Source organism: Hydrogenimonas sp. (assembly GCF_029933015.1).
Classification (GTDB): Bacteria; Campylobacterota; Campylobacteria; order Campylobacterales; family Hydrogenimonadaceae; genus Hydrogenimonas.
The window spans coordinates 1-1,852 of record NZ_JAOZOZ010000142.1; the positions used below are offsets into that span (position 1 = coordinate 1).

The following is a 1,852-nucleotide window of genomic DNA, read 5'->3' on the forward strand; positions in this document are numbered from 1 at the left end:
GATTTGATCGAGGCTGTAAAAAACGATGCGCTGAATCGTACGAAAAGTCTGCTGGCGGAGGGATGTGACGTCAATGCGGCGGATGAAGAGGGCAGACCGCCGCTCTACTGGGCGGTCAAGTCGCAGGCTTCGCTGGAGATGGCCAAGCTGCTGCTGGCGCATGGCGCGGATCTTTTCTGGACGACGGAAGAGGGGGTGAGCCTGCTGGATGAAGCGGTGGAGCACAACCGTCTCGATCTGGCGGAACTTTTCATCGAAAAGGGGATCGATCCGGCCGAGACGAGACGCAAAAGCGGTATGACGGCGCTGATGCTGGCGGCCTGTTTCGAGTATCTCGAGATGATGGAGCTGCTCTATGAAAAAGGCGCCGATCTGTATGCCGTGGATCAGATGGGCTTCACGGCGGCGGATTTCGCGCGAAAGCTACGCAAAACCGGGGCGCAGAAATGGATCGAAGAGAAGATGGAGAATCCTTTCTGATGGTGAAACTGGAGGATATCGTACCCGGATTGCGGGGGAAAAAGGTTCTTTTTCTGGGAAAGACGAAGACGATGAGCGAAGAGGATATCGCGCTTTTTCTCGACCAGTTGGGTGCCGAAAGGGCCGGGGACGAAAAGGACGAACCGATCGCGCTGATCGTTATGGGACGACTGATCAATCCGCTGGAAGAGGCCTACAGCGACGAAAAGTACAAAGAGGGCGTACCGGTCGTCGATCTTGTGGAGCTGGAGCGCTATTACGCCTCCCATATCGATCCGGACGCGCTGCTGGGGAGTCTGGCGCTTTTCCCGAACAGGGAGCGCATCATCGATCTGCTCCACAACGGCGCCATCGGCGACGATCTGTTCTGCGAGATTCTCGGCTTCTACGACTGGGAGGGGCAGGGGCCTTTCGAAACCGACGAGAACCGGGACGTGGCAGGCACGCTGGTGGCGAGGTTCTACCCCGAAATCGAGAAAAATCACAATATCCAGTACTCTCCCGTCGGCCCTTTTCTCGTGGCGGCCCACAGCGACAACGCAAAACTGCTGGAAGCGATGGCCCGGATTCCGGATTACGAGATCACCCAGAGAAGTCGGGACGCGTGGATGCCCAGAACCCTTCACGAGTCGCTGCTGATCAATCCCCATCTGCCCACTTCTGTGCTGGAAAGATTTCTCGTAGACGACGATCTGCGTCGGCTCGGCTTCGTGGCGGCCCATCCGAACCTGCCGGAATCGAAGCAGAAAGAGCTGGCCGGGCGGAGCGAGCGACGGATTCTCGAAGGGCTGGCGCGCAACCCCAACCTTGCCGCCGATCTGAGAGAGAGGCTGGCGCAAAGCGACGATGCCGCCGTGCGATGTGCGTTCCTGCTGTCGCAGCCGCTGGACGAAAAGACGATCGAAAGCGTGCTGGAACGGAGGGAGGAAGCCGAGCTCGAAGCCCTGGGCTCCAACGAAAGGCTGGAAGAGGCGATGGCCATACGCCTGGTGGAAACGGGCATCGAAAAACTGCTCGAAGCCCTGGCCGCCAACGAAAACCTGAGCCCGAAAGTGTACGACGCGTTGGAGCGGAGCAAAAACCCCTCGATCCTGCGCGCTCTGGCCGGCAACGGCGCCGCATCACCCGAAATGCTGGAACGTCTGACCCGGGTACGGGACAAAAAGGTCTACGAAGCCCTCGCCGCCAATCCCGCCATGCCCCTGAACCATCTGAGAAACTTCGCCAAAATCAAGGACCGCGATATCCACAAAGCCCTCGCCTCCAACCCCTCCACCCCCATCGAAATCCTGCTGGGATACCAGACCGACGGGGAGCTCAACCAGATCCTCAAACGCAACGAGGCGTTTGGAGAGTATATCAGGCAGAACCT

At 58.8% G+C, this 1,852-nt stretch carries 2 protein-coding genes; both read left to right on the forward strand.

The window, feature by feature from the left end:
* Positions 1 to 480: ankyrin repeat domain-containing protein (locus Q1K23_RS08215; RefSeq protein WP_300363721.1), on the forward strand; the 480-nt coding region annotated here is incomplete at its 5' end.
* Positions 447 to 1,852: hypothetical protein (locus Q1K23_RS08220; protein WP_300363723.1), on the forward strand; the 1,406-nt coding region annotated here is incomplete at its 3' end. The genes Q1K23_RS08215 and Q1K23_RS08220, both read left to right, overlap by 34 nt.